4 protein-coding genes and 1 tRNA gene are annotated in these 6,508 nt (G+C 69.8%); all 5 read left to right on the forward strand.

Annotation, left to right across the window (positions count from 1 at the left end):
• The first annotated feature begins 130 nt into the window (after window positions 1-130).
• The 5 genes from gyrB to D7294_RS30280 all read left to right on the forward strand — a co-directional run bounded on the left by gyrB (window position 131) and on the right by D7294_RS30280 (window position 6,390).
• Window positions 131-2,188 carry a DNA topoisomerase (ATP-hydrolyzing) subunit B gene (gene gyrB / locus D7294_RS30260; protein ID WP_120685016.1) on the forward strand — a complete coding sequence of 686 codons (2,058 nt, stop codon included), beginning with the start codon at window positions 131-133 and terminating at the stop codon, window positions 2,186-2,188.
• Between the two features lie 57 nt (window positions 2,189-2,245).
• Window positions 2,246-4,852 carry a DNA gyrase subunit A gene (gyrA, locus tag D7294_RS30265; protein WP_120685017.1) on the forward strand — a complete coding sequence of 869 codons (2,607 nt, stop codon included), beginning with the start codon at window positions 2,246-2,248 and terminating at the stop codon, window positions 4,850-4,852.
• Between the two features lie 3 nt (window positions 4,853-4,855).
• Entirely contained in the window at window positions 4,856-5,608 is a 753-nt protein-coding gene (locus tag D7294_RS30270) for a DUF3566 domain-containing protein (protein WP_422070759.1), read from the forward strand.
• 78 nt (window positions 5,609-5,686) lie between these two features.
• Window positions 5,687-5,760 (forward strand) — tRNA-Ile (locus D7294_RS30275).
• Between the two features lie 177 nt (window positions 5,761-5,937).
• Entirely contained in the window at window positions 5,938-6,390 is a 453-nt protein-coding gene (locus D7294_RS30280) for an SRPBCC family protein (protein WP_120685019.1), read from the forward strand.
• The last annotated feature ends 118 nt before the right edge of the window (window positions 6,391-6,508 follow it).

Raw genomic sequence — 6,508 nt, forward strand, 5'->3', positions numbered from 1 at the left:
GCCATTACGGGTGGCGCTACCGGTAGACTGGAGAGAGCCGCCCTGTTGCGGACCATGTTGATTCACGTTGATTGAAGTCGATTGACACTGAACGACACAGCCGCTCCCCCCGATGTGCCGGAGTTGGCTCGTGCTGTGCCAGAAAGGGCGCTTCGTGGCCGACTCCGGCGATGCCAACAAGAACCCCGCGACCCCCGCCGAGCCCGCGGACGGTCTCCCTTCGTATGACGCCAGCGCGATCACGGTCCTGGAGGGGCTCGACGCCGTCCGCATGCGGCCGGGCATGTACATCGGATCGACCGGCGAGCGCGGCCTGCACCACCTCGTGCAGGAGGTCGTGGACAACTCGGTGGACGAGGCCATGGCGGGGCACGCGGACACCATCGACGTGCGGCTGCTCGCGGACGGCGGCGTGCGCGTGGTGGACAACGGCCGTGGCATCCCGGTGGACATGGTCCCCTCCGAGGGCAAGCCCGCGGTGGAGGTCGTGCTCACCGTGCTGCACGCCGGCGGCAAGTTCGGCGGCGGCGGCTACTCGGTCTCCGGCGGCCTGCACGGCGTGGGCGTCTCCGTGGTCAACGCGCTCTCCCGCCGGGTGGCGGTCGAGGTGCGCAGGGACGGGTACCGCTGGAGCCAGGAGTACGAGCTCGGCGTGCCGACGGCGCCCCTGCGGCGCGGCGAGGCGACGGAGGAAACCGGTACGGTCGTCACCTTCTGGGCGGACCCGGACATTTTCGAGACGACGTCCTACTCCTTCGAGACGCTCTCGCGCCGCTTCCAAGAGATGGCCTTCCTCAACCGGGGCCTGACCATCTCGCTGACCGACGAGCGGGCGGCGGCGAAGCAGACCTCGGGCGCGGACACCGCCGAGTCCGCCGAGGACGACAAGCCGCGCTCGGTGACCTTCCACTACGAGGGCGGCATCTCCGACTTCGTGCGCCACCTCAACTCCCGCAAGGGCGAGACGGTGCACCCCTCGGTGATCGAGATCGACGGGGAGGACACCGAGCGGAAGATCTCCGTGGAGATCGCGATGCAGTGGAACACCCAGTACAGCGAGGGGGTCTACAGCTTCGCGAACACCATCCACACGCACGAGGGCGGCACCCACGAGGAGGGCTTCCGCGCGGCGCTGACGGCGCTGGTGAACAAGTACGCGCGGGAGAAGAAGCTGCTGCGCGAGAAGGACGACAACCTCGCCGGCGAGGACATCCGCGAGGGCCTGACGGCGATCATCTCGGTCAAGCTCGGCGAGCCGCAGTTCGAGGGCCAGACGAAGACGAAGCTGGGCAACACCGAGGCCAAGACCTTCGTGCAGAAGATCGTCTACGAGCACTTCTCGGACTGGCTCGACCGGAATCCGACCGAGGCCGCCGACATCATCCGCAAGGGCATCCAGGCGGCCACCGCCCGGGTCGCCGCCCGCAAGGCGCGCGACCTCACCCGCCGCAAGGGCCTGCTGGAGACGGCCTCGCTGCCCGGCAAGCTCAGCGACTGCCAGTCCAACGACGCGGCCAAGTGCGAGATCTTCATCGTGGAGGGAGACTCGGCCGGCGGCAGCGCCAAGGCCGGCCGCGACCCGCAGTACCAGGCGATCCTGCCGATCCGCGGCAAGATCCTCAACGTGGAGAAGGCCCGCATCGACCGGGTCCTGCAGAACACCGAGGTGCAGGCGCTGATCTCCGCCTTCGGCACCGGCATCCACGAGGACTTCGACATCGCCAGGCTCCGCTACCACAAGATCATCTTGATGGCGGACGCCGACGTCGACGGCCAGCACATCAACACCCTGCTGCTGACCCTGCTCTTCCGCTTCATGCGCCCGCTGGTGGAGGCCGGCCACGTGTTCCTCTCCCAGCCGCCGCTCTACAAGATCAAGTGGGGCCGGGACGAGTTCGAGTACGCCTACTCCGACCGGGAGCGCGACAGCCTCATCCGGCTCGGCCGGGAGCGCGGCAAGCGCATCCGCGAGGACTCGATCCAGCGCTTCAAGGGCCTCGGCGAGATGAACGCCGAGGAGCTGCGCGTGACCACCATGGACGTGGCGCACCGCGTGCTGCGCCAGGTGACGCTCGACGACGCCGCCGCCGCGGACGACCTGTTCTCCATCCTGATGGGCGAGGACGTGGAGGCCAGGCGGTCGTTCATCCAGCGCAACGCCAAGGACGTGCGGTTCCTGGACATCTGACGGCCGCGGAGCCGGTCACGCGACCCCACAGCTTCTGAAAGGAATCGGACGCCAACCATGGCCGAGGTCACTCCTCCCACCGACAGCCCCGAGCCCCAGGGCGAGGGCGCGCTGCGCATCGAGCCGGTGACGCTCGAGACGGAGATGCAGCGCTCCTATCTCGACTACGCGATGAGCGTGATCGTCTCCCGCGCGCTGCCCGACGTGCGGGACGGTCTCAAGCCGGTGCACCGGCGCGTGCTCTACGCGATGTACGACGGCGGCTACCGCCCGGAGCGCGGCTACTACAAGTGCGCCAGGGTCGTCGGCGACGTGATGGGTACCTACCACCCCCATGGCGACACCTCGATCTACGACGCGCTGGTCAGGCTCGCCCAGCCCTGGGCGATGCGCATGCCGCTGGTCGACTCCAACGGCAACTTCGGCTCGCCGGGCAACGACCCGGCCGCCGCCATGCGGTACACCGAGTGCCGGATGGCCCCGCTGGCCATGGAGATGCTGCGGGACATCGACGAGGAGACCGTCGACTTCCAGGACAACTACGACGGCCGCAACCAGGAGCCGACGGTCCTGCCGTCCCGCTTCCCTAACCTGCTGATCAACGGCTCGGCCGGGATCGCGGTCGGCATGGCCACCAACATCCCGCCGCACAACCTGCGCGAGGTCGCCGCCGGCGCGAAGTGGTACCTGGAGCACCCCGAGGCCGACGCCGACCAGCTGCTCGACGCCCTCGTCGAGCGGATCAAGGGCCCCGACTTCCCCACCGGCGCGCTGATCGTCGGCCGCCGCGGCATCGAGGAGGCGTACCGCACCGGGCGCGGCTCGATCACGATGCGCGCGGTCGTGGAGGTGGAGGAGATCCAGGGCCGCCAGTGCCTCGTGGTCACCGAGCTGCCCTACCAGGTCAACCCGGACAACCTGGCCCAGAAGATCGCCGAGCTGGTCAAGGACGGCCGGGTCAGCGGCATCGCCGACGTCCGCGACGAGACCTCGTCGCGCACCGGCCAGCGCCTGGTCATCGTGCTGAAGCGGGACGCCGTCGCCAAGGTCGTGCTCAACAACCTCTACAAGCACACCGACCTGCAGACGAACTTCGGCGCCAACATGCTGGCGCTCGTCGACGGGGTGCCGCGCACCCTGTCGCTCGACGCGTTCATCAGGAACTGGGTCACGCACCAGATCGACGTCATCGTGCGGCGCACCCGCTACCGGCTGCGCAAGGCGGAGGAGCGGGCGCACATCCTGCGCGGCCTGCTCGCCGCCCTGGACGCGATCGACGAGGTCATCGCCCTGATCCGGCGCAGCGAGACCGTCGAGGTGGCCCGCGAGGGGCTGATGGGCCTGCTGACGATCGACGAGGTCCAGGCCAACGCGATCCTGGAGATGCAGCTGCGGCGGCTGGCCGCCCTGGAGCGGCAGAAGATCACCGCGGAGCACGACGAGCTGGAGACGCGCATCCGGGAGTACCACGCGATCCTCGCCTCGCCGGAGCGGCAGCGGGCGATCATCGGCGAGGAACTCACCGCGATCGTCGAGAAGTTCGGCGAGGACCGGCGTACGGCGCTGATCCCCTTCGAGGGCGACATGTCCATCGAGGACCTGATCGCCGAGGAGGACATCGTCGTCACGATCACCCGCGGCGGCTACGTCAAGCGCACCAGGACCGACGACTACCGCGCCCAGAAGCGCGGCGGCAAGGGAGTGCGCGGCACCAAGCTGCGCGAGGACGACATCGTCGACCACTTCTTCGTCTCCACCACGCACCACTGGCTGCTGTTCTTCACCAACAAGGGCCGGGTCTACCGCGCCAAGGCCTACGAGCTGCCCGACGCGGGACGCGACGCGCGGGGGCAGCACGTGGCCAACCTGCTGGCGTTCCAGCCCGACGAGCGGATCGCCGAGATCCTCGCGATCCGCGACTACGAGGCGGCGCCCTACCTGGTCCTGGCGACCAAGTCGGGGCTGGTGAAGAAGACCGCGCTCAAGGACTACGACTCCCCCCGCTCCGGCGGCGTCATCGCGATCAACCTCAGGGAGATGGAGGACGGCCGCGACGACGAGCTGATCGGCGCCGAGCTCGTTTCCGCCACCGACGACCTGCTGCTGATCAGCAAGAAGGCCCAGTCGATCAGGTTCACCGCCTCCGACGACACGCTGCGGCCGATGGGCCGGGCGACCTCGGGCGTGAAGGGCATGAGCTTCCGCGAGGGGGACGAGCTCCTCTCGATGAACGTCGTGCGCGAGGGCACCTTCGTGTTTACCGCCACCGACGGCGGGTACGCCAAGCGGACCCCGGTCGACGAGTACCGGGTCCAGGGCCGGGGCGGTCTGGGCATCAAGGCCGCCAAGATCGTCGAGGACCGCGGCTCCCTGGTGGGCGCGCTGGTGGTGGAGGACTCGGATGAGATCCTGGCCATCACGCTCGGCGGCGGAGTGATCCGCACGCGGGTCAATGAGGTCAGGGAGACCGGCCGTGACACCATGGGTGTCCAGTTGATCAACTTGGGGAAGCGGGACGCCGTCGTCGGCATCGCCCGCAACGCCGAGGCCGGCCGCGAGGCCGAAGAGGTCGACGCCGAGGAGACCGGCGCTCAGGCACCGGCGGCCGAGTCCGCCGGAGAGGCCGTCGCGCGGCCCGCCGAAGGCGCGGACAATGAGGAGTGACGCGTGAGTGGAGCCACAGGTGCCCCGGGAGGCGGCAGGGAGGGCGAGGGCTGGTCACCGCCGGCCACGCCCCCCTCGCCCCCGCAGGGCCAGGGCACCGCAGGCGCCGCAGGCCCCGGGGGCACCCGCCGCCGGGGTGATACCCAGGAAGCGACTCGTGGGGGCTCCACGATGACGAGTGCCAGACCGGTGGATCCGTACGCCCACGGGGGCCAGGGCTATCCCGAGCAGGATTCGCAGCACTACCACCCCCCGCAGGCATACCCGGCCCCGCCGGGAGCCGCGCCCACGGTGGGGCCGCAGCAGGGGGGCCAGCAGGCCGCCCCGCAGTCCTCCCGGCCGAACGCCGTGCGCGTCGCGCGCACCGGCGCGCGGACGGTCCCGCGCACCCGCAAGGCGCGGCTACGGGTGGCCAAGGCCGACCCCTGGTCGGTGATGAAGGTCAGCTTCCTGCTGTCCATCGCGCTCGGCATCTGCACGATCGTCGCCGTCTCGGTCCTGTGGCTGGTGATGGACGCCATGGGGGTCTTCTCCACCATCGGCAAGACCATCAGCGAGGCCACCGAGACGGACACCGAGAGCGGCTTCGACCTGGTGGCGTTCCTCTCGCTGCCCAGGGTCGTGATGTTCACCTCGGTCATCGCCGTGATCGACGTGGTCCTCGCCACCGCGCTCGCCACCCTCGGCGCCTTCATGTACAACCTGTCGGCCGGCTTCGTCGGCGGCATCGAGGTGACCCTCGCCGAGGACGAGTAGCCAGGTCGGCCGCGGGCCTTGGCCCCGGCCAACCGATTTGGGCCCTGAGGCCGGATGCGCTAGCCTTTCCGTGCGCGCGGGGCTATAGCTCAGATGGTTAGAGCGCATCCCTGATAAGGATGAGGCCACAGGTTCAAGTCCTGTTAGCCCCACAGCAACGGCGGCCCCGGTCTTCGTGACCGGGGCCGTTTCGCGTCTGCGGGCCGGCGGCGGCCCGCCTGCTCCTTCCCGCCTGCCCGTGCGGCTGCGCGTCCCGTTCCGCGATGAGTTTTCCGGCGCCGGGCCGTCTACCGTACGACAGCTCGATCGGGACGGAACGAGGAGACGACATGAGCACCACGCAGACCGCCGCGACCACAGGCTTCTCCTACACGCTGCGCCGCACGCTGGACGCCCCCGCGGCCGCCGTGTGGCAGGCGTGGACGAGCCCGGACTCGTACGCCCGGTGGGCGCACGCCGTTCCCGGCTCCGTCGAGATGGACGTCAGGGCCGGCGGGAAGTGGCGGGCCACGATGCTCACCCCCGACGGCGGCAGCTTCCCGCTGACCGGCTGCTACCTGGAGGTCGCGGAGAACCGGCGCCTGGTGACCGGCATGGACGTTCCCGGCCGGCCCGAGCCCGCGGCCATGAGCCTGGAGCTCACGGAACGGGAGGGCAACCGCACCGAGATCGTCCTCCGCCAGACCTGCGAGACGGCCGAGGAGCGGGACATGGCCGAGCAGGGCAGCACCATGCTGCTCGACGGCCTGGGTGCCTTCCTGGCCGGGGAGCGGGATTCCTAATGGAGATGTCAAGCGGCGGCCGTGACGGGCGGTATGGGCTCGTAGCACCGTCCGTCACGCAGGAGGGCCCACAGGACGTTGACCCGTCGGCGGGCGAGCGCGAGCACGGCTTGGACAT

It is taken from the genome of Streptomyces hoynatensis (assembly GCF_003626535.1).
Taxonomy (GTDB): domain Bacteria; phylum Actinomycetota; class Actinomycetes; order Streptomycetales; family Streptomycetaceae; genus Streptomyces; species Streptomyces hoynatensis.

Coding starts and splice junctions, on each gene's coding strand:
- D7294_RS30280 (WP_120685019.1), top strand. CDS start 5,938: ATGAGCACCACGCAGACCGCCGCGACCACAGGCTTCTCCTACACGCTG.
- gyrA (WP_120685017.1), top strand. CDS start 2,246: ATGGCCGAGGTCACTCCTCCCACCGACAGCCCCGAGCCCCAGGGCGAG.